General features: G+C 36.9%; 13 protein-coding genes. 6 read left to right on the forward strand and 7 right to left on the reverse strand.

Annotated features, from left to right (window positions below):
- Positions 1-45: 45 nt before the first annotated feature.
- Together ACRDEC_RS00480 and lysA are read right to left on the reverse strand one after the other, a co-directional pair.
- Positions 46-7,365 carry a T9SS type B sorting domain-containing protein gene (locus ACRDEC_RS00480; RefSeq protein WP_431496369.1) on the reverse strand — a complete coding sequence of 2,440 codons (7,320 nt, stop codon included), beginning with the start codon at positions 7,363-7,365 and terminating at the stop codon, positions 46-48.
- Positions 7,366-7,693: 328 nt separating this feature from the next.
- Positions 7,694-8,899, reverse strand: a complete 1,206-nt coding sequence (gene lysA / locus ACRDEC_RS00485; protein ID WP_431496370.1) for a diaminopimelate decarboxylase — start codon at positions 8,897-8,899, stop codon at positions 7,694-7,696.
- A 212-nt stretch (positions 8,900-9,111) separates the two neighbouring features.
- Between lysA and ACRDEC_RS00490 the strand changes: the two genes are divergently transcribed.
- On the forward strand, positions 9,112-10,662 hold the full coding sequence (locus tag ACRDEC_RS00490) for an FAD-dependent monooxygenase (protein WP_431496371.1): 1,551 nt from the start codon (positions 9,112-9,114) through the stop codon (positions 10,660-10,662).
- Positions 10,663-10,773: 111 nt separating this feature from the next.
- Complete coding sequence (sucC, locus tag ACRDEC_RS00495; protein WP_431496372.1) at positions 10,774-11,967, forward strand: ADP-forming succinate--CoA ligase subunit beta; 1,194 nt, start codon at positions 10,774-10,776, stop codon at positions 11,965-11,967.
- A gap of 69 nt (positions 11,968-12,036) precedes the next feature.
- Here sucC and ACRDEC_RS00500 read toward each other — a convergent pair whose 3' ends face one another.
- Positions 12,037-12,468, reverse strand: a complete 432-nt coding sequence (locus tag ACRDEC_RS00500) for a DUF1456 family protein (protein WP_431496373.1) — start codon at positions 12,466-12,468, stop codon at positions 12,037-12,039.
- 91 nt (positions 12,469-12,559) lie between these two features.
- Between ACRDEC_RS00500 and ACRDEC_RS00505 the strand changes: the two genes are divergently transcribed.
- Positions 12,560-12,961 carry an excinuclease ABC subunit B gene (locus ACRDEC_RS00505; RefSeq protein ID WP_431496374.1) on the forward strand — a complete coding sequence of 134 codons (402 nt, stop codon included), beginning with the start codon at positions 12,560-12,562 and terminating at the stop codon, positions 12,959-12,961.
- A gap of 547 nt (positions 12,962-13,508) precedes the next feature.
- Here ACRDEC_RS00505 and ACRDEC_RS00510 read toward each other — a convergent pair.
- The 4 genes from ACRDEC_RS00510 to ACRDEC_RS00525 form a co-directional block, all read right to left on the reverse strand.
- Positions 13,509-14,144, reverse strand: coding sequence for a class I SAM-dependent DNA methyltransferase (locus ACRDEC_RS00510; protein WP_431496375.1), 636 nt, complete (start codon positions 14,142-14,144; stop codon positions 13,509-13,511).
- 2 nt (positions 14,145-14,146) lie between these two features.
- Positions 14,147-16,135, reverse strand: a complete 1,989-nt coding sequence (uvrB, locus tag ACRDEC_RS00515) for an excinuclease ABC subunit UvrB (RefSeq protein WP_431496376.1) — start codon at positions 16,133-16,135, stop codon at positions 14,147-14,149.
- An 83-nt stretch (positions 16,136-16,218) separates the two neighbouring features.
- A complete protein-coding gene (rlmF, locus tag ACRDEC_RS00520) occupies positions 16,219-17,175 on the reverse strand; it encodes a 23S rRNA (adenine(1618)-N(6))-methyltransferase RlmF (protein WP_431496377.1) in 957 nt (318 codons plus the stop codon).
- A gap of 85 nt (positions 17,176-17,260) precedes the next feature.
- Complete coding sequence (locus ACRDEC_RS00525; RefSeq protein WP_431496378.1) at positions 17,261-17,923, reverse strand: thiamine diphosphokinase; 663 nt, start codon at positions 17,921-17,923, stop codon at positions 17,261-17,263.
- A gap of 390 nt (positions 17,924-18,313) precedes the next feature.
- Here ACRDEC_RS00525 and ACRDEC_RS00530 point away from each other — a divergent pair, with 390 nt between their 5' ends.
- The 3 genes from ACRDEC_RS00530 (at position 18,314) to ACRDEC_RS00540 (ending at position 22,010) form a co-directional block, all read left to right on the forward strand.
- Complete coding sequence (locus tag ACRDEC_RS00530; RefSeq protein ID WP_431496379.1) at positions 18,314-19,918, forward strand: helix-turn-helix domain-containing protein; 1,605 nt, start codon at positions 18,314-18,316, stop codon at positions 19,916-19,918.
- On the forward strand, positions 19,902-21,056 hold the full coding sequence (locus ACRDEC_RS00535; protein ID WP_431496380.1) for a tetratricopeptide repeat protein: 1,155 nt from the start codon (positions 19,902-19,904) through the stop codon (positions 21,054-21,056). The genes ACRDEC_RS00530 and ACRDEC_RS00535 overlap by 17 nt, the downstream gene beginning before the upstream one ends.
- A gap of 204 nt (positions 21,057-21,260) precedes the next feature.
- Entirely contained in the window at positions 21,261-22,010 is a 750-nt protein-coding gene (locus ACRDEC_RS00540) for a hypothetical protein (protein ID WP_431496381.1), read from the forward strand.
- Positions 22,011-22,287 lie beyond the last annotated feature (277 nt).

Below are 22,287 nucleotides of genomic sequence, written 5' to 3' on the forward strand. Positions count from 1 at the left end.
ACTCTTGTTTTTATTGAATGATTGTTCTAATTTTTATTTTAAATACTATCTTTTCATGGCAAAATGAGATTTGAATTCTTTCTGCTCTCCATTTTCGATATAAATTACAGTGAACCAATAATCATCAGCAGGCATTTTAGATCCATTGAAAGTTCCGTCCCATCCTTGTCCCCTAGGGTCTAATTGCTTTAAAAGCTTACCATATCTGTCGAAAATGTGAATTTTAGCTTCCGGTTGGTCATAGACACCTTCAATCTGCCAATAATCATTATAGCCATCTCCGTTCGGTGTAAAGAATTTATCGTAATTCAGTACAATAACTTCTAAAACAGTGTTATTACATCCATTTAAATCTAAAACACTGATCGTATGTGTTCCTGGCGATACATCTTCAAACAAAGGGCTTTGCTGTATTGGATTATTGTCTAATTGGTAATTGTAATTTCCAATTCCAGTGGCGGTTACTATAATATTGACAACATCATTAAACGAATATTCTACTCTTGCGCTGGCAACGGCTGATTCCGATTTTATAACAGTAGCCATAGCCGGCTCAGATTCACAATCTGTTTGAATTTCAGTAGCTATTACAAAATAATCACCGGCAACGGTTACTTCAAGCGTAGCGCCTGTCTGATTCGCTATCGGATTAGTTTCCTGAAACCATTCAAAAGTATGTGTGTTGGCACTCAAATGACTATCGATAATATGACTGCTAACCAGATTTCCGGTGATTTGATCATAGCAGACCGTTCCTCCGTTCGGGGTTGGTTCCGGTAATAAATTCACTTTTAAATCGAATGAAACAACAGCGGAACATTTATTTACGGTTCCATTGTTTACTACAAAGGCATAAACTGTTTGAGGATTATGGGTATTGATAAAATGTGCCGGATCTGTTATTGGAAAATGATTGGTAAGGTTACTTTCCGAGGCATAATAATGCACTTCATAATTCGGATCTGTCTGATTCGGACCAAAAATAACCGAATTCAAATCGGATAAATTAAATTCTGTCAGTCCATTGTTTTCCTCATCGGTATCACAAAGTGTAGTGAGCAATACATCTGGTTGTGTTGCTGTCGTGGTGGTTTCTGCTATTAATTTCAAAGAAGAAACAGCAATACAGCCAGTGGTATTATTTTTAATTCCTGCCCAAATGGTCTTAGTTACACTAATGTAAGTTAGCGGTAATGGGTTTGTGCTATTTTTTGCTTGTTGCTCTGTCTCATGGTAGCTTACGGAAAATTGAGCCGAATTCTGATTCGAAAGCGCTTCATTATTTTTCGTGTTTAAATAAAAAGTTGCTGAGGTTGTATTAGAATTACTGCAACTGTAATAATCGGAAATAACTCCGGCAACCGGTAGCGGATTTACTATCAGTTTCTGTTCAATTACAATAGCACAGGATGTTAAATTGCTCACAGGGCTGGTTACTATTCTTATCCAAATGCTTCTTGTCTGGCTTTCATAATTTGTAGGAACGGCAATAGGAGATAACGCATTTTGCGCATCGGATAAAGAAAGATGGTACGTTATGATATAAGTCGAATTGCCATTTCGAATATAATTTTCATTGGCAGTCAAATTAAAGAATTCTTTCAAATCTCCTGAATTAACGTCATCGCATATTACTATAGGAAGCGGGTTTAATTTCGGAGTTGGCAACGCAACTACCTCCAGTTTTTGTTCTACCGTAATGACGCAGGATGTGAGGGCAGTAGGAGTGTTTGTTGTTACTCTGACCCAGATCGAATTGGTGCCACTCAGATAATGCGTAGGATTGACTATAGGATTTGTCCCAGTTTGTGCACTAGCTTGAGTTGTATGATACGATAACAAATAAGTCGGATTTCCATTTGAAATAGCAGCAGTATTTTGGCTTAAATCAAAATATTCCATCATGTCTCCGGTGTTGTTGATGTCGCATTTCTGTAATAAAACAGGATTCATGTTTGGAGTTGGCAGCGGAATTACTTTTATTTTTTGCTCTACAATAACCGCACAGTTTGTAATGCTGCTGACAGGATTTGTCGTTATTCGGATCCAGATACTTGCCGTTGGACTTGGATAAGCCGCTGGATTTGCAATTGGATTATTTCCGTTTTGAGCATTTAGTAATGACGTATGATAGGTTACAAGATCCGTACTTCCGTTTACAATATAATTCTGATTGAGGGTCAAATCGAATGTTTCGGTTACATCTCCCGGATTGGTTGTATCACAAAGTTCAATAGGATTCGGATGTAGGTTCGAATTCGGAAAAGGAATTATATCAATTTCCAAACTGGTAACCGAATAGCATCCGTTAGCATCCTGAAAACGTATCCAGAATGTTTTTTGAGGCTGATTTAAAAAGTAATTACTATTGGATACCTGATCCGTTGCAGTTGCATTATTAGCACCCAATTCAGAATGATAGCTTGTTACAGTATAAGTGTTTGAAACGGAAGACATCAAATTGAAATAATCTATCAAATGAATCGCCTCACTGCCATTTCGGTCAAAATCACACAAGCTGACATTGGCTGGTGTCAATACTATAGGCTGCGGAGTGATAAAATGAAGTTCTTTTATAATTGGGCAACCGGTAGCAATATTGGTTATCTTAACGAATAATGGCGTACTGAAATTCGTAAATGTATAAGTATGGGAATTGGATATAATATTGACCCCCGAAGCTGCATTGGCGGCAGAATTATAAAATTCCAAAGTAATGTCTGAAGGAGTAATCGCCAGCAAAACATCCAGAACGATTTGGTCTAAATCGGCCTCTTCTGTTCCGTCAGCATTATTGTCACATAGGGTAATCTGAGCAGGCAATGCATATTCCTGATAAAAGGGATGCAAGGTAATCGTTGCCCAGGCATCACAATTACTGGCTGGTGATGACAATCGTACATAAACAACGCTTGGGTTAGGAGTCAGATTCTGATAAACGGTCGGATTTGAAATACTATTGCTGTTGGCCTGTAAATTAGGTATCGAAGTAAAATATGTAAAAGCAATGCCCGCCTGATTGGTTACCAATGCTTGGGCTTCTGTTAGGTTAAAGGTTGCAACACCGTCATTATTAGGGTCGCATTCCAAAAGTGTTACTGAATTACTCAACAAAGGAACTTCCGGTTTGTGTTCCAATACAACACTTTTTACTTTACTGCAATTATTGCTGTTGGTTCCTTTTACATAAACGGTTTTCGGGAATTCATTTAAATTAATAATGAAATTGGTGAAATTTGCAATCGGATTATTATTGGCATAAGCATCTGTTTCCGATAAGAAATACTGAAAAGTATAAGGTGTCGGATCTTCTACTACAGTACCGTTCAATGAAGCCAGATTCAGCGTATAAACACCGTCCAGATTATCATCGCATACATCATAAGTACTGTTTACAAATTTTGGCAGGTTGTAAATCTGCAGTTCGATTCTTTTTACGGTATAACATCCTGTGGTCGTATCAACAAAACGGACGTATACATATGAAGTCTGATTGGCGTATACAGTATAATTTCCAGGCGTATTGATCGGATTTGATCCCGCATTGGCATCAGCCGGAGTCGTATGGTAGCTTATCGTGTAATTGGAAGGATTCGCAATCATACCGTTTGTTCCTACTCTGGGTATCAGTGTAGTCAGGTTGAATACTCCCTGCAATTCATTCGTAAGCGAAATATCACACGAGAAGGAAATGGCATCATAAGCTTCAATAACATCATAACGTTTAAACGTAATGGTAGCAATGGAAACACATCCTGTCGTATTGCTTATCACTCTCACATATATCGGTGCCGATAAATTGGTCGCATCAAAAGAAGCAATAGTATAATTAAGGACATTAAAGTTGCTGAAAGCATTCAGATCTTGTAAAGCATTATTTTGAATGTCATAATATTTGAAGGTATAATCCGAAGGAACCGCAACAATCTGATTCTGATAAAAATTCAAATTAACTGTCTCCGTTCCATTTCCTAAGTTGTCGCATATAACCGGGGTTATGTTGGTGACAATTGGTGCTCGTTTAAAATCGATTTCAATTGGGATGACCTTCACGCAATCTGCTTGATTTCCGCTTGTTATTCTCACATATACAATGTTTCCGTCGTGCAGAGTATAATTCGAAGGCAGGACAGGAGTTCCCGCATTGGCATCCGCCGAATTTAGAAAATAGGCATATGTATATAACAAATAATTAGCTGTAATTTGAGGATTGAAAAAACTCATATTGGCAACGGTTTCGCTGTTGTCATTCTCAAAATCACAAAGGCTTACGGTTGAATTTGTACTCAACGGGAAGGATCTCATTTGTAAATTGATGGCAACAATACGCTCACAACCGGTAACGTCATTTTTCAGGTACAAATAAATGATTCCGTTAACGCCTAATACATTGGAATCGTAAACAAAGGTGTCCCAATCTGGTAAAATTTCATAAACGGGGTCATTGGTCTGGGCTGCGGCCAAATTGTAATAGAGCTTTTTAGTAATGGGTTCTGCGGGAATCTCATTGACAATCGAAGCAACGATAGCATTTAAATTGCTTAGTACCACATGAGCGTCATTGTCAGTATCACAAACTTCAATGGTTCCAATGGTATTCACTGAAACAGAATTATAAAAATCAAAGTTTATTTCCTGAATGGTAGGGCAGGTTTTCGGCAGAATAGCAGGGTCTTCTTCAATTCTGGCCCATACGGTTGTTGTGGTATTTACAGGGTAATTCGTTGTGTTGTTCGGTATGATATTGGTTTCATTGTAAGCGCCGTTTAAGGTCGAATGGTAACTTAATGTCGGGTTGGTAAAACCGGTAATTAAACTCGGAATCAATGCGGCCAAATTATAAGGTTCCGAATTGTCCGAATTAATATCACATATTTTTTCAAGTATCGGAACTCTTACATCAAAAGGAGTAAGGATAAAATTTAAGTCGTAATTGGAATCACAGCCGTAAGAACTTACTTTGACATAAACGATAGTATTTGGAGCGATTACATTAATGGAAGTTATCGGGTTTGTTCCGGCTGTATAATCGGCTTGTGTGGCAAAACAGGTAACGGTTTCTCCGGGATTTTCCAGTTGGATTTCTGCTATATAAGGAGCTAAGGCTACGGTTTCGGAACCATTGTTGTAAATATCACAAATTTCAATGTCTTTATTTTCATGCTTCACAAATTTTACAGGAACGAATATTCGTTTAATACCCGGGATTCCATTGGCATCATTAAATCGTACCCAAACTTCTGATAAAGGAGACACTGGAACAAAATTAGCGATTGCTGCTGCGGTCAATTGTACAGCCGAATCCTGAGTTTGTGCTCCAACAAGCGTGGTATAAAATCCTAAAGGTGCCGGAACAGGTGTAATAGGACTCATGGCTGCGGTATAAACCAGATTCAAATCGTAAGACGGAATCGGATCTCCGGCTTCAAGACAGGCGCCAAAACCTCCGTTTCCACCGCCACCACCGCCGCCGCCGCCGTCATTGCCTTCGGCTTCGCAAAACGAAATAGTGACCGGAACGACAGTCTGGCAATAGCCATTATAATTGGCTGTAATGTAAATGGTAGTATCTACAGAAGGAGAAGGGATTGAAACAACATGATTGCCTGGGTTTCCAATAGGATTTGTACTGTTTTGAGCATTGGCTAAACTGATATAATAACCCAAAGTCAAATCACCAACAGTAGCCGGACCGGTAATTATTGATAAAGGAATGGTGGTCAGATCATGAATTTCACTTAAATTAAAATCAGGGTCGTTAATGCAAAACGAAGCAACGGGTGCCAATTCTAATTTCGGGCTTATTCTTATCGTAATCAAGGCTACTGACCAGCAATTAGGATTACCCGGATTAAAAGCCCGGACGTATATATCATAAAAACCGGGTGTGCTTAAAACAGTAACGGTATTAAATGGATTGGTTCCCGCAATAGCATTGGCCTGGTTCTGATAATAACTGATGCCCATCCAGTTTTGGTACCCTATAATTTGGGAAGTCAAACTGGAAAGTGTAACGGTTTCCGATCCGTCATTGTTGGCATCGCAAACGTATAAGATCTGATTGCCTATTTCTGGGGTTTGGAATAAATTTAAAGTAATAGTCCCTGTAGCATAACAGTCGCCAATGGTTTCTCTGTAAATAAATGTTTTAGTAGAGGCAGTCATTAAATAAGCATTCACTCCTGTCAGTGCATTGCTATCCGCATCGGCTTCTGCCTGTGTGTTATAAATGGTTTTTATAATGCTTGGTTCTGGAATCAAAAGGCTTTCCACATCAATAATTTCACTTGGAAATGGAGCAGTCGTATCACAGAAATTCCCGACGACATTGGGCGCTACCGGATAATCCAAATCATAAACAACGTCTATCGAACTCTGTAATTGCTGAGGTACACAAGTAGCATAATTTACTTTTACCGTATACAGTGTATTTCCGGTCGGAATCACTTCTATTGGGTTGGAAGTGCCTAACAGAGTACCTCCGGCATTAAACCATTGTACCGTTGTAGCACTGGCACCATTTGGGGTAAATGTATAGGATTCGTCCATGGCTGACCATACTCCTGTATTTCTGTTCGGAGGAGAAATTCCTATAGTTCCGTCAGAATTGTTAAGGCCTAATAGCGAATTGGCATTTCCATTGGCACTTATATTCCCATTGCAGGTGATGGGTTTCGATTTGACATTAATCTCAATAACATTGGTGGTTTCATATAGAACAATCTGAAAAGTCGATTTTCTCCCGTTAAATCCCGTACAGTTAAAATGATTTACTTCGTTATAATTGACTGTAAATATTCGGAATGGAGCCGTACCTGTCGTAACATAAGTGACTGTTCCGCAGTTTTCTCCCGGGGCACATCCAAAACCGGCTGGGATGTTCAGCATATCCTGAAATCCTCCAAAGATGGCATTCTTAACCAATGAAGGACTGGGTGTAGTGTTGGTTATCGAAGAAAAAGATCCTTCAGGAAGACTGCTGTTGTAGCCAAAACGGACGATTCCGTTATCTCCTACATTTACAGTATTGTAATTATTGTTGTAAAAGCAAAAGGAAAATCCAATAGGAATTGCCGTACTCCAGGTATCATCTCCTGTAAATACAATAGGTGTTCCGTCCGAATAATTACCATTCTGATGGTACGCAACTTGAGCAACGCTATAATCAGTGGTTGTTTTAAGGTCTGGAAAACTGGCAGTCAGTTCAATTTTTTTGATGGGCTTGAATTGGTAATCGCAGTCTATCGGGATCGTTCCGGTATTGTTGTTATGGTCTGTAATGACAACACTTGGATTGGTTTGTGAATAGAGCTGAAGGGTAAGGTCTAAAAAGAAAAATAAGTAATAAGTTAACTTTATCTTCATAATGTAATAATGTAAGTTTTTTATTCCAAAAAGCAAAAGTACAAATTTACTTTGGTAAAAAAAATCGTACATAAAACCTTAAGGATAAAATAATTGATCCTTAATTATTTAGTAATTTCAATTCCTTTTTTGCGCCTGATTTTTTGAGGTATCCAGAAGGGTTTTGGAGCTGTTGTCGGGTTTTCAGATTCTGATGCCGAGGGTACTGTTTTGTCGCAGAGTAATGGAGTTTTTACGGAAAAGAATATAATAGAAACAAAGGATAATAAAAAACCCTACCGCTGCAATGCATACAGACAGTAGGGTGGTTTAGTAGTTGTGTGTGAATTTATAATTCAATCTCAATCTGATTTTTCAGCAGATCTTCAAAAGTTTCTCTTGCACGGATAAGTTGGGCTTTGCCGGCTTTCCAAAGTACTTCGGCTGGCTTGTATCGCGAATTGTAGTTGGAAGCCATCGAAAAGCAATAAGCACCGGCATTTCTGAAACAAAGGACATCGCCTTCTTTTATTTCCGAAATTCTTCGGTTGGTACCAAAGGTGTCTGTCTCGCAAATATAACCTACAACGGTATAAAAACGTTCTTTCCCTTTCGGATGCGAAATATTCTCAATATAATGCTCAGAGCCATACAACATTGGTCGGATCAAATGGTTGAAACCACTATCTATCCCTGCAAATACGGTAGAAGTAGTCTGCTTTACAACATTTACTCTGGCCAAAAAGGAACCGGCTTCACTTACCAGAAATTTCCCCGGTTCAAAAGCTAAAGTAAGTTCACGACCGTATTCTTTTTCGAAAGCCAGGAATCGTTTGGTCAGTTTTCTTCCGAATTCTTCTACATTGGTCTCAATATCTCCTTTTTTATAAGGTACTTTAAATCCGCTTCCAAAGTCAATGAAGTCTAAGGTTTTGAAATGTTTCGCTGTTTCAAACAAAATTTCTGCAGCATAAAGGAAAACTTCAATATCCAGAATATCGGAACCGGTATGCATATGGATTCCGTTAATGTGCATTTTCGTATTTTCGACAATACGCAGCACATGTGGCAATTGATGAATGGAAATACCGAATTTGCTGTCAATATGTCCCACAGATATGTTAGAGTTTCCTCCAGCCATTACATGCGGGTTAATTCGGATGCACACAGGAACTTGTGGGTGTTTTGTTCCAAATTGTTCTAAAATGGACAAATTGTCAATATTGATCTGAACGCCTAATTTTGTCACGGCTTCTATCTCATCCATCGAAACACCATTAGGAGTATAGATGATTTTGTCCGGAGTAAAACCGGCATGCAACCCCAACTGTACTTCCTGTATTGAAACTGTATCAAGTCCGGAGCCCATTTCTTTGAGGAGCTTTAAAATCGAAATATTCGACAAGGCTTTCACTGCGTAATTGATACGCAATTTTTCCACCTTGGAAAACGCATTAGCTAACCGATTGTACTGCGATTCGATTTTTTCGGCGTCATAAACATATAACGGACTGCCAAATTCAGATTCAATTGAAAGTAATTGTTGAGATTCCATGAGTATTATTTTATTTGAAGGCAAAATTATGTTGTGAATTTGTTTTATGCAAAAAATAAACAAATTATAACAAATTATAACAAAATGTTATTATTTTAAATGTTTACTAATTTATTCCTGATGAAATATACTACAATTTTATCTTTTAATGATTAAAAAATCAGTAATTTTAGATGAAATAAGGTTTGGTAATCAGTCTTATATCTCAAAATATGGATACACAGGTACTAATAGTTGGCGCTGGGCCAACGGGCTTAATGGCAGCAAATCAGTTACAGCGTTTCGGGATTGATTGCCTTGTTATTGATTCGAAAATAGGACCCACAATAGAGTCCAGGGCTATCGCAGTTACCGCAAGAAGTCTGGAAATATACCAGCAATTGGGACTTTCTGATACTGTCGTCGAAAACGGAATCATAATGAGTTCTTTTTGTCTGTATTCCGAAGGAATCCTTAAAGCCGAAGTCAAAGTTGGGGAAATCGGAAAAGGAATGACTGATTTTCCGTATCTGCTGGCTTTTGAACAAAGCGATAATGAGAAGCTCCTATATGAGAATTTTAAAAGTAATGGGAAGGATGTACATTGGGAAACGGAATTTGTTTCTTTAAAAGAATACGAAAAGGAAATCATTGTCCTGGCTAAAAAGAACGGAGAAACTATTGAGATCAGAGCCGAATTCTTAATTGGTTGCGATGGTGCCAAAAGTCCGTTGCGTCATCAGCTTAATTTTAACTTTCATGGAGGAACTTACGAAAACAGGTTCTTTGTGGCGGATGTTGTCATGAACTGGAAGCTGCCTCACAATAATCTTATTATTTCTCCTTCGGATGAAGATTTCTGTGGTTTTTTTCCTTTAAAAGGAGATTGGTATTACAGGGTTTTGGGAACTTTGCCCAGAGCTTATTTCGATAAAGATGATGTTAGTTTTGATGATATTGAAAAGGAAGTAGCGAAAACTATTGGCATTCCGATAGAATTTGAAAAAGTAAACTGGTTTTCGGTTTATAATTTACACCATCGTTGCGTGGATAATTTTAGTAAAGGAAGAGTCCATTTGGCTGGAGACAGTGCGCATATTCACAGTCCTGCCGGAGGACAAGGCATGAATACAGGTTTGCAGGATGCCTATAATCTTGCATGGAAAGTAGCATTTGTATTGAAAAAATACGCGAAAAATGATTTATTGAATACGTACAACGAAGAACGTTTGCCTTTTGCAAAATGGCTGATGAAATTCACAGACAGGATGTTCAATCTGATGACAAGTGATAATTGGTTCGTTGCCAAGTTCAGAAAGCATATTGCCATCCGTTTGATTAGTAAAGTTTTCACTTTCGGAAAAATCCGGCCTGTACTTTTCAGGACGGCTTCACAAATATGGTACAATTACCAGGGAAAATCATTGTCTTGGTCAACCAGCAGTCAGCGGTTGCTTTTTCAAGCGGGAGATAGATTGCCTTATATTACCGATGCGCATTTGGAAATCCCTTTTTATATGCTGTTTTCTGAACCGATGTTCCATCTTTTATACCTCTCAAACGAGGTGCTGGAACCGGAAACAGAACAAAAAATAAAGACCGTTTTTCCTTTTCCGATAAAAATAATTGTTTATCCTTTAACCAAAAGCTGGACGGAACTTGGTGTAGAAAAGGACTTGTTTATTCTGGTCCGTCCTGATAATTATATCGCCTATCATTTCGATTCATTCAAAGAAACGGAAGTAAAAAACTATTTGAGCCGCTACTTTTTATTCCAAGAGTAAAAAAGAAACCGTAAAGGGTAAAAAATGGTCAAATAAAAAACAAAAATCAGTTAGAATATTCATTTGGAATTTATTATTTTTGTGCCACTTTAAAAAGTCAAAAACTTCATTATGGATATACACGAATACCAAGGAAAAGAAATATTAGCCAGTTACGGTGTGAAAGTTCAACGTGGTTACGTTGCCAACAACCCACAGGAAGCGGTTGCTGTTGCAAAACAATTAACAGCAGAAACAGGAACAGGATGGCATGTTATCAAAGCACAGGTTCACGCTGGTGGTCGTGGAAAAGGTGGAGGAGTTAAACTTGCTAAAAACTTACAGCAGGTAGAAGAATTGGCAGAACAAATCATTGGAATGCAATTAATCACTCCGCAAACTTCTGCAGAAGGTAAAAAAGTACACAAAGTTTTGGTTGCTGAGGATGTTTACTATCCAGGTGAAAGCGAAACTTCAGAGTTTTATATGTCAGTTTTATTGAATAGAGGTAAAGGACGCAACATGATTATGTATTCTACTGAAGGTGGAATGGATATTGAAGAAGTTGCTGAGCACACACCTCATTTAATTTTCACTGAAGAAATCGATCCATCAGTTGGATTACAAGGTTTTCAGGCAAGAAGAATTGCTTTCAATTTAGGATTATCAGGAAATGCATTCAAAGAAATGGTGCAGTTCGTAGATTCTTTATACAAAGCATACATCGGATCTGATGCTTCTATGTTTGAAATCAACCCGGTTTTGAAAACTTCGGATAACAAAATTATTGCTGTTGATGCCAAAGTAAATTTGGATGACAATGCTTTATACAGACACCCTACTTTAGCTGAAATGCGTGATATCCGTGAGGAAAATGCCATTGAAGTAGAAGCTAAGGCGGCAGGATTAAACTATGTGGATCTTGATGGTACAGTAGGATGTATGGTGAATGGTGCAGGTCTTGCAATGGCAACCATGGATTTAATTAAATATGCAGGTTATGAGCCGGCTAACTTCCTTGACGTAGGTGGAACAGCTGATGCTAAACGTGTAGAATTGGCTTTCAGAATCATTTTGAAAGATCCAAACGTAAAAGCAATCCTTATCAACATCTTTGGAGGAATCGTTCGTTGTGACCGTGTAGCTCAAGGTGTGGTAGATGCTTACAAAAACATGGGAGACGCTATTAAAGTGCCGATCATCGTTCGTTTGCAAGGTACAAATGCAGAAATTGCTAAAGAATTAATTGATAATTCAGGTATGCCAATTTTATCTGCAGTACAATTCCAGGAAGCTGCTGATCAAGTAAAAGCTGCTTTATCTTAAGAATTTAAGAATGCTATAGATATAAAAAATCCCGAGATAACTCTCGGGATTTTTTTATTTGAAGAAGTATTAACTTTTCTTGTTCTTTCCGTTGTTGAATTTTACCTTTTCAACTACCTGAATTTTCGGTGCAGGTTTTTTACTTGCTTTAGGTTTTGTTCCCGCTTTTTTCTTGAAATCCGTTTTAGGAGCCGGTTTAAAATCAGATTTAGGTTTCTCTGTCTTATTTTGCTTTAAAGTATCCTGGTTCTGCTTGATGACATCTATAGCGTTCTTAGGATCTTCTTTTGTGCCTCTCAGATGGATTATCAGACCATTTAGGAAGTTACGCAGTACTTGGTCTCCACATTCCATAAAATTAGGGTGATCTTCATTTCTGAAGATGTTTCCCAATTCTCCTTTTGACATTCTGAAATCGACCAATTCTAAAATTTCCACAATCTGATCGTCACGCAACTGAAGAGCTACACGTAGTTTTTTGAATATATCGTTGTTATTCATATTGACTTAAATTTTGGGCAAAGATACATAAAATCGGTTGGTGCTTTTTTGATTCCGATTTTAATTTTATTTTAGCCGAAAATATACAAGCATGGATTCTTACGAAGAAAAAATAAGTCTGCTTTCTGAAATGATTGCATTTGCGGTAATTGATGGAGAACTGCATGATCGCGAATATGATTTCCTCTTACTGGTTTCACAGGAATTGAATGTGGATAAAGATACTTTTATGGACTTGTTCAGCAGGCGAAATGAATTTGTGGTTGTAAAAGACGAGTTTCACAGAATTCTTCATTTTTACCGATTGGCATTGTTGATGCATTGCGATGGTATTTTGCATGAAAGAGAAAGAATTGCGATTAATGAAATAGGTATTAATATGGGGCTTAATCCGAGTGCGATGAAGCGTATTCTGGCTTTGATGGAGTCTTCTTCGAATAAAATGATTGATCCTGCGATTGTTGTGGGTGCTTTTCAGGAGCAGCACAATTAGAATTTTATAAAGAAAGATAGAATATTGCGGCTGGAGTAAAGAAATCTGCAACAGAAAGCACTAAAACTTGCAACGCAGACGCTAAAACTTAGAATGCAAACGCGAGAACTTATAACGCAGGTGCTAAAACTTACAAAGCAGACGCTAAAACTTACAAAGCAACCGCGAGAACTTACAACGCAGGTGCTAAAACTTACAAAGCAGACGCTAAAACTTACAAAGCAACCGCGAGAACTTACAATGCAGGTGCTAAAACTTAGAATGCAACCGCAAGAACTTACAATGCAACCGCGAGAACTTACAATGCAGGTGCTAAAACTTAGAATGCAACCGCAAGAACTTACAATGCAACCGCGAGAACTTACAATGCAGGTGCTAAAACTTATAACGCAGACGCTAAAACTTACAATGCAACCGCGAGAACTTATAACGTAGGTGCTTCAACTTACAAAGCAAGTGCTTCAACTTAGTTTACAGGATTTTAATCATAATCTTCTTTTCGGCTAAATCCAGCTAAATTGCCGTTTTCATCTTTTGATTCCTGGTTTTATTTTTGGGCTATTATTAGTAAATCAACGGTTTTTGTGCCATCAGTAGTTGGGTAATCCTGACGTTTAAAATGGATGATTTTAAAGCCGTTTTTTTCTAAGGCATTTAGCAGGTAATCGGCTTGATGGTAATAAATATACGCTCTGTATTCGTCGGAACTGGAGCTTTTAAAGCCTGATTTGTTGTCTTCGGTTTCTTCCATTGTACTGATGTACAAAATTCCATTTGGGTTTAAAATCGTTGCTGCATCATCAATTAATTTTTCCGATTCAGCTTTTGAAAGATACGGCAGACAGAAGCCACATAGGATGGCATCGTATTTTTTATTGAGCAGAAGAATATCCCTGCAATCCATTAATTGAAAGGTTGCTGACGGATTGTTGTTTCGAGCCAATTCAAGCATATTCGGTGCCAGATCAGTTCCTAAAATATTGAAATCAGGACGATTCTTTATTACATATCTGGTGCAGTTTCCGGGACCACAAGCGAGTTCTAAGACTTCGGCATTCACTTTAGTTACGCTGCTGCAGAATATATCGAAAGAATCGTTGTATAAATCCACATCCATGAATCTGTCCTGGTACTCTTTTGCTGATTTATTGAATACGTCTACAGCGATTTTAGTTTTGTCCATAGTTACATCTTATCCTGGTATACTTTAATTTCATCACGCAATTTAGCTGCCTGCATGAAATCCAGATCTTTTGCCGCTTTTTCCATGGCTTTGCGAAGATCCCGGATTTTCTTTTCGATTTCCGGTTTTGATAAATACAGACTTTCCGGTTCAGCTGCTTTTATGGCTTGATTTTCAAAATATTGTGAAGAGACTGAGTTTTTGTTTAAAGCATTACCAAGGCTTTTATTCAATGCCTTTGGAGCTAAATTATGTTTGGTGTTGTAATTGATTTGTTTTTCTCTGCGATAATTGGTTTCATCGATGGTTTTTTGCATACTTGCCGTGATTTTATCTGCGTACATAATGGCTTTTCCATTTACGTTACGAGCCGCACGTCCTACAGTTTGAGTCAGGGAACGGTGGCTGCGAAGAAAACCTTCTTTATCGGCATCCAGGATAGCAACCAGAGAAACTTCGGGTAAATCCAGCCCTTCTCTTAAGAGGTTGACCCCAATTAGAACATCAAATATACCTTTACGCAAATCCTGCATGATTTCTACACGTTCCAAAGTATCTACGTCGCTATGAATGTATCGGCAACGAATGGAAACTTTGGTTAAATATTTAGTCAGTTCTTCAGCCATACGTTTGGTTAAAGTAGTAACCAAAACTCGTTCATCAGCTTCGCAACGGAGTTGTATTTCTTCAATTAAATCATCAATCTGATTCAGGCTTGGACGTACTTCAATTACAGGATCCAATAAACTTGTTGGCCGAATTACTTGTTCTACATAAATACCTTCCGATTTTTGTAATTCATAATCGGCTGGAGTTGCTGAAACATAGAGCACTTGGTTTTGCATGCTTTCAAATTCCTCAAATTTTAAAGGACGGTTGTCCATAGCTGCAGGAAGTCTGAAACCATATTCGACCAGATTTTCTTTTCGGCTGCGATCACCGCCGTACATGGCATGAACCTGCGAGATGGTAACGTGACTTTCATCAACCACCATCAGGTAATCATCAGGGAAATAATCGATTAAGCAGAAAGGACGCGTTCCTGGTTGTCTTCCGTCCAGGTATCTTGAATAATTTTCGATTCCTGAACAATAGCCTAGTTCCCGTATCATTTCTAAGTCGAAATTAGTCCTTTCTTCGAGTCGTTTGGCCTCAAGATGTTTGCCGATTTCTTTAAAATAATCTACTTGTTTGACTAAATCCTGCTGGATTTCCCAAATGGCATTTTGCAGCACATCGGGAGAAGTCACAAACATATTGGCAGGGTAAATGGTTAGTTTTTCGTATTTTTCTAAAACCTGTGATGTTTTTGAATCAAAAGCTTCAATTTCTTCGATTTCATCTCCAAAAAAATGAATTCGGAACGGTTCATCGCCATAACTCGGATAAATGTCTACCGTATCTCCTTTAATCCGAAAAGTTCCGGGCGTAAATTCAGCCTCTGTTCTGGAGTATAAACTTTGCACCAGGCGATGCAATAATTTAGTGCGTGAAATAACCTGATTTTTTTCAATTGAAACCACATTTTTCTGAAACTCTACCGGATTCCCGATACCATACAAACACGAAACAGAAGCAACTACCAAAACGTCGCGACGACCTGAAAGCAGGGCAGAAGTAGTGCTTAAACGCAATTTCTCCAACTCGTCATTGATAGACAAATCTTTCTCAATAAAAACACCGGTTACTGGAATAAAAGCTTCGGGCTGATAATAGTCGTAATAAGAAACGAAATACTGCACTGAATTATTCGGGAAAAACTGTTTGAATTCCGAATACAATTGCGCAGCCAGCGTTTTATTGTGCGCTAAAACAAGTGTTGGCCGCTGTATTTCTTCAATAACATTAGCTACGGTAAAGGTTTTTCCTGAACCTGTAACACCGAGTAAAGTCTGGTATTTTTCACCATTGATAACTCCTTTAGCTAATTTTTCAATAGCCTGTGGCTGGTCACCCATAGGTTTATAATCGGAAACGACTTGGAATTTCATTGTTAGAAGTTGCTTGAGTTCTGGACGACTAAGTTACTGAGATTTTATTTTAAAAAAAATAAGTCTTGTAATTATACCGATTTTTAAAACGTCCAGTTTTTCTGCTGTGTTTCATTTAAAAAAGTCCAAGCGACAAACCGGCTGGTTTTTTGGCCCTGAGCCATATCGATTGTTTTTATTTTGACAGCGCCAACTTTATTCAAAGTCCTGTAAATAGAAGTCAGGTTTTCTTTTTTGGATACTAAAGTGGTAAACCAAAGCACTTGCTGAGGGTATTTCGCGCTTTCGTAAATCATTTGTGTGATAAAACCTATTTCTCCTCCATTACACCATAATTCGGCGTTTTGTCCGCCAAAATTTAAGACAGGCTTGCTGGTTTTGACGTGCTGCAGATTATTAACCTTTCGGGTTGTTGCTTTGTTTGCTTCTTCTGCGGAAGCGTGAAACGGCGGATTGCAGATGGTGAAGGCAAATTTATCTTCAGGAGCGATGATATTTTTAAAAATAAATCGGGATTCAGTTTGTAATTGTAAACTGATGGCTTCTATTAATTTTGGATTGTTCTGTATTATTTTTTTACAGTTTTGGATTGCATTTTCATCGATATCAGTTCCAACGAAGCTCCATCCGTAAGCTGAATTTCCTATAATCGGATAAATACAGTTGGCACCAACACCAATATCCAAACCTTCAACCGTTGTTCCTTTGGGAATAATTCCGTTGTTGGTTTCGGCTAATACATCAGCGATATAATGGATATAATCCGCTCGGCCAGGGATTGGCGGGCAAAGATAACTGGAGGGAATATCCCAATTTTGAATGTTATAATGAGAAATCAGCAGCGCTTTGTTGAGCGATTTTACCGCATCCGGATTACTGAAGTCTATAGTTATGTCTGAATCTTCAGTTGTATGTTTGTTGCTGGTGATAAAGTTTTTTAATTCAGGACAATTTGAAATCAATTGCTCAAAATCATACCGAAACCTATGCGGATTTCTGGGATGTAAACTTGTTTTTTCTGTAGTTGTTTTGGGTTTCATTTTCGTGTGATTCGGTACAAAGATAACTGTAAAAAACGGAACACAGAGAAAACAATTGCCCTTGATTCGTGCTTGTTTTGACTTATTAATCAAAACATTCCATCAGCATTAAATCACCTTCCTTGTATTCAATTACTACAATTCCGTCTTTAGAAACATGATTGCTGCTTCCTGTTCTGTAACCAATGGTTAAACTATCATTTTTGAGCGGATAAAATAAGTTTTCAGAAGTTATGCCCAATACAATTCCAATAGGGATTAAAGAAATTGGAGTGTTTGCAGTATACCATTTTTCGAATCGTTTGGGCAGCAGAAATACTTTGGAATGATCATCTAAAATTACAATTTTAAGTTTTTCACGATATTGTACGATACTGGTAATATTTGTAATGGTGTGATCAGCACGTTTTCCGGTCGCCCAGACAACATTGGCCGCTTTATGTCCTTTTGTTATTAAATAGTCGAATGCTTTTTCAAGATCTGTTTTATCCTGATTGGGAGTGTGAACAATTTCAATAGGATATTGTTTTTCGGCATAATATGCAGCATCGAAACCACGGTCGAAATCACCTAATAATACATCGACTTTTATGCCTAGTTCCAAAACTCTTTCGATGGCTGAATCCAAGACAATTACCAAAGGAGACCATTCCAGCAGTTGCCCTAACAGTTCTTCACTGCAGGAAGCACCATTAGCGATTATTAATGCCGGTTCCTGATCGTCGCGAACTATGTGATGTGAAGACATTTAAAGCTGGGAATTAGAATTTTAAAGGTAAAAATTTTGGAAATCTGTGGTAAAGATAGGAAAACACAAAAGCATTTTAAAACGATAAAAAGGAATCTTTTTGGCTGACTTTTTTGATTTTGGCAAAGTATCACAAAATAGGTTGGAGAAGTTAAATATCTTCTGACTTGTAAATTTGTTAAAATGTTGATTATTCTTGTGTAAAAGAAATGTTTTTTATGGAATAATACTTGTATAAGACAAAAATATTTTCTATTTTTTTAATTTCAGCCGAAATTTTTTATTGCGCCGGAATTCAAAATGCTTTTTGGCTTTATTCGAATAATCGGTACATTTGTAGTGTGAATTTTTACCTTCAAAAGTGTATTATAAAACAAAGACAAAAGTCAAATGGAATACAACAGAGTTCGGTTTAATTTTTTAATTCTACTCTTTTTTGCAATAGTATTATCTTCTAATTCTATTGTGGCTCAAATGCCGTCGAAACAACAGTCTTTATTCGATGAATTTGAGGAATTGGTTCATTCTAAACCTAATGAAGCCTTAAAAATCGGATTGCATTTATTAAAGAACAGTTCATCGGATAATGAAAGTGCTGAAATCAACTTGCTGATCGCCGAGATTTATAAAGTGAAAGGAGATTATAGTAACGCCCTTATTTATTTATATGCCGCTGACAAAGGTGTTTCGGATTTATCGAATATGAATTCGGTTAGAATCCTGCTTGCCAAATCAGCGATTTTAAGATCTCTGTATCTTGATGAAAAATCTGAAAGTTATTTTGAAGAAGCAACTCAGAAGGCAATAAATATAAAAGAGAAGGACGAGAAGGACTTGGCTACTATTTTTTTAACGCTTGAAAAAGCGGCTATGTACATTAATCGCCAGAATTATAAAGCAGCATTAAAGACAGTCGAAAATAAAAGCAAAGAATTTGAAATCGCCATGAAAGATTCACCAGATCTGGACTTATGGCTGACCATTAATCTCGGGAAAATATATAGCGGGCTGGGTGATTTTGAAAAAAGCAATCGTTATTTTAGTAAAGCCCAGCATCTTTTGGATAATAGCAATAAGAAAAATCAATTCGCTGAAATTTTTGTATTGAATGGATTGGCTGGTGTTAACTTCCATAATAAAAACTACCAAAAAGGAATTGTATTGCTTTCGAAAGCATTGCAAATTGCACAAAAGTTTGATAATTTATATCTGATGGAAACTATCAGCAAACAACTGGCAATTAATTATCTGGCCTTGAATGACAAGGCAAATTATAAATGGTACAATGCCAATCTATTAAAAATAAGCACTCAAATTGAAAACAGCGAACAGGAATCTGTCAATACAGCCTACAATCTTATCACGAAGGAAGATGAGAATAATTATGCGGCCAAAAAGCAAAATTACAGTATTCAATTTTATATAGCAATCGCATTATTTATTTTGGTTCTGATTGGTTGTGTTGTTTTCTGGCTTAAATTTCACTGGAAGAAAAAAAGGTTAAGAGAGATCATCAATTATCTTGAAGTGACCAGGAATAATCTTGTCAGCCGGTATACGGAAAAGAAAGAAACGAGTAAAAAGGTATTTATTCCACAGGAAACGGAACAGGCGCTGTTAAATAAACTCAAACGATTTGAAAATTCCATTCGATATACCAACAATGATATATCTCTTGCTGTGCTTTCAGGACAATTCGAAACCAATACAAAATATTTATCTGAAATTATCAATAAGCATTATAACGTTAATTTTAATACTTATATTAATAAACTCCGGATTAATTATATTGTTGAAAAGCTAAAATCCGATCCTAATTTTATGAATTACAAGATCAGTTATTTAGCTGAAACTTGCGGGTTTTCATCACACAGCAGTTTTGCTACCGTATTCAAATCAATAACAGGAATAGCTCCTATAACTTTTATTGAACTCCTTAAGAACGAAAAAGAAATTGGTAATCAAATAAATAGCCATCATGAGGTTGCACATTAATTTATCCTTTGTTTTCTTTGTTTTTGTAAGTCTTACGATGTTTACAGGCGCTTCTTATGGGCAAAGCACAAAAAATCTGGACAGTATTCTCAAAGCGAACGTTTCGGAAATGTATGGAAATCCTGATAAGGTAATTGCTGCCGGGAAAGAAGTAGTAAGCAAAGCCGGAAATGATGTAGATATAAAAATCAGAGGCTATAAATTGATTTCTGACGGTTATTCTTCAAAGCGTGATTATGAAAAATCACTGGAGTATGTCATTAAGGCGAATCAGCTTCTTCCGCAGTCGAATGATGAATTGTTAAAAATTTCGATAATTAGTAAAACTGGAATCCAATACCATCAGCTAAAAATTTATGATAAAGCAATCCAGTATCTTGATCAGTCAGAGCAATTGTGCTTGGAATATCCTGTTCGTGATTCTGTTCGCGTTAATCTTGGAATCAATTATATTGTAAGAGGCTTTATTTACAAGGAAAAACTGAATTGTGATATTGCAATTACTTTTTTTGATAAAGGAATTAACGAAATTTTGCTGTCTAAAAATTCGGTGATAAACGCAAGCAAATTAAGCATCGCCAAATACAATAAAGGGAATTGTTATATGCAGATGTCTGATAATAAGGCGGCTATTGAAAGTTTTCAGGAAGCAATTAATTTTGCCAAGCAGATTGAGGCAAATAGTCTTCAGGCATTCGCCCAAAAAGGATTGGCGCAGGTATATACCTTAGAAGGAAAATACACCGAAGCGATTGTCTTATTGCAAGATGCGCTTACAATGTCAAGCAATGTCAACGATTTGGTTTTGAATCAGGAAATATACAAAGGCCTTTCAGAGAATTTTTTGGCCATCAATCAATGGGATAATTACCAGAAATATAGGCTGAACTACCTCGAAACCCAATCTAAATTGAAGCGGCGGGAAAGAAAATCGGTTAGTGATTCATTAAAAGAAAAAGAAAATGAAGAGAAAAAGCAATTGGAAAGTGATATTTCCAGCTTTTTTTCCGGCATTGTAATCTTATTTTTCGTTTTACTGCTTGTTGTAGTACTCTTTGCCCTATCCATAAGAAGATCAAAATTAACTATTGAAAAACTGCAGGGAATAGTTAAAAACTTACAAAATGAGAATCATTAAAGAAGATTGTTTTTTTTAAGCTTTTATATTATTAAGATATTGTAAATTAGATGTTTAGATATTTTAATTGGTTTTTTAAATTCGGTAATTTGTAAAGATATTCTTAAAAATGCGATACCTGACACAATTATATTTATATTTATGTTCAGATCCATAAACCTAACCCAAAAACAAAACCATAACAACAACTAAAACAAATTTGAAATGAAAAAAAAACTACTCTTTATTTTTATCTTAATTCCTTTTTTTGCTAAAGCTCAAGTAGGGATAGGAACTACCACTCCACAAGCTACTTTAGATGTTAGGGAGGTAAATCCTGCTTCACCAACTGTTCAGGCAGGTATTGCAATCCCACAAGTAAGTGTTTTGCCTTCTTCAGGAAATAGAGCTGGACAATTGATTTACCTGACAACAACTAATTTATTCTATTGTTATAGTGGTAGTACTTGGAATGCGCTTTCTGCTCAGGTTTTTACTTTAGGTGATGTAAAATACGGCTTTCAGGCAGCGGATCATAACGGATGGATTTTATTAAACGGAAGACTAAAAAGTACTCTGACTGCCAGTCAGCAAACTGCAGCTACAGCACTAGGTATTGGTGCTAATTTGCCCAATATCTCAGACAAAAATATTGTTGGAGTAAGTGGTACAAAAACCTTAAATACTACCGGAGGAAGTGCTACAGCAACAATAAGTCAAAATCAATTGCCTAATGTTACTTTAACGACTAGTACCGATGGTGCCCACACACACCAAGCAGGAACACCAACGGCCGTTCTGCTTAATATTCTTGGACAGACATTTTTCGCAACATCATCAAATACAATTAATACATCAAGTGCTGGGGCTCATAGTCATACAACATCATCTATTAACGGAAATGTTGCCCAGCAGCCTGTAACGATTCAGAATCCATATCTTGCTTTAAATGGATTTGTATACTTAGGCTCGTAAAAATCATAACAATGGCTTTGGTTTTCTAAAACTTTAGCTTTGAAAATACATTGTATTATAAAAGACTCAACTTAAAATCAAGTTGAGTCTTTTTTGTATCTGTTTTTTAAATTAAAACCAAATGTGATGTTTATAACTTTTTGTTTTTTATTATAACTATATTTTAATTTTAATTTTTCAATGTTATTTTATAGCCTTTTCAAATATTAAAATCTAAAAAGTATCAATAGAAAAACATAATAAGGTAATCAAAAACCTACAAAACATAAGTGTGTTA

The sequence above is a fragment of the Flavobacterium sp. genome (assembly GCF_050696275.1).
Taxonomy (GTDB): domain Bacteria; phylum Bacteroidota; class Bacteroidia; order Flavobacteriales; family Flavobacteriaceae; genus Flavobacterium.

Coding starts and splice junctions, on each gene's coding strand:
- lysA (WP_431496370.1), bottom strand. CDS start 8,899: ATGGAATCTCAACAATTACTTTCAATTGAATCTGAATTTGGCAGTCCG.
- ACRDEC_RS00535 (WP_431496380.1), top strand. CDS start 19,902: ATGAGGTTGCACATTAATTTATCCTTTGTTTTCTTTGTTTTTGTAAGT.
- ACRDEC_RS00490 (WP_431496371.1), top strand. CDS start 9,112: ATGGATACACAGGTACTAATAGTTGGCGCTGGGCCAACGGGCTTAATG.
- ACRDEC_RS00530 (WP_431496379.1), top strand. CDS start 18,314: ATGGAATACAACAGAGTTCGGTTTAATTTTTTAATTCTACTCTTTTTT.
- ACRDEC_RS00500 (WP_431496373.1), bottom strand. CDS start 12,468: ATGAATAACAACGATATATTCAAAAAACTACGTGTAGCTCTTCAGTTG.
- sucC (WP_431496372.1), top strand. CDS start 10,774: ATGGATATACACGAATACCAAGGAAAAGAAATATTAGCCAGTTACGGT.
- ACRDEC_RS00480 (WP_431496369.1), bottom strand. CDS start 7,365: ATGAAGATAAAGTTAACTTATTACTTATTTTTCTTTTTAGACCTTACC.
- ACRDEC_RS00540 (WP_431496381.1), top strand. CDS start 21,261: ATGAAAAAAAAACTACTCTTTATTTTTATCTTAATTCCTTTTTTTGCT.
- ACRDEC_RS00525 (WP_431496378.1), bottom strand. CDS start 17,923: ATGTCTTCACATCACATAGTTCGCGACGATCAGGAACCGGCATTAATA.
- ACRDEC_RS00510 (WP_431496375.1), bottom strand. CDS start 14,144: ATGGACAAAACTAAAATCGCTGTAGACGTATTCAATAAATCAGCAAAA.
- uvrB (WP_431496376.1), bottom strand. CDS start 16,135: ATGAAATTCCAAGTCGTTTCCGATTATAAACCTATGGGTGACCAGCCA.
- ACRDEC_RS00505 (WP_431496374.1), top strand. CDS start 12,560: ATGGATTCTTACGAAGAAAAAATAAGTCTGCTTTCTGAAATGATTGCA.
- rlmF (WP_431496377.1), bottom strand. CDS start 17,175: ATGAAACCCAAAACAACTACAGAAAAAACAAGTTTACATCCCAGAAAT.